Annotated in this window: 1 protein-coding gene; it reads right to left on the bottom strand. The window is 57.7% G+C overall.

Annotated elements, in window-relative coordinates; all coding sequences use genetic code 11:
• The coding region (locus tag AC1DVK_RS27230) for a glycosyltransferase (protein ID WP_477627863.1) at window positions 1-506 on the bottom strand (506 nt) is incomplete at both ends.

The following is a 506-nucleotide window of genomic DNA, read 5'->3' on the forward strand; positions in this document are numbered from 1 at the left end:
ACCCTGACCTTGGGGACATAGATGACGCGCGCCACCTGCAGCGCCCTGCGGCCTATATCCGCATCTTCGTAATGCAGGAAGTAGTCCGGGTCAAACCCCCTGATTTGCCGCAGCACGCTGGTTCGGAAAAACATGCAGGCACCCGTCGGGTACTCCACGTCAAAGATCGGCTTGTCATAGTCACAGTCCAGCATCTCAAATTCCGCAAGCGTCGGCTTGAACCACGATTGCAGCCATTTGGGGGAAAAGCTCCGCAGGAACATCACCAGCAAAGTGGGATGGCGCTTGCAGAGGAAGTGCCGCTCCCCGTCTTCGCCGAATACCGCCGGGGTCAACAGTCCCGTCTCGGGATTGTCTTCTAGGAAACGCAATGCTTCCCGCAGCGCGTCGGGTGCCAGAAACAAATCCGGGTTCACCACAAGGTGATAGTCCGAACGGACTTCTTCAATGACGAGGTTGTTGCCCCTTCCGTATCCCACATTACCGGGCGAGCGCAGCAGATGCAC

It is taken from the genome of Peribacillus sp. P4_B1, assembly GCF_056402395.1.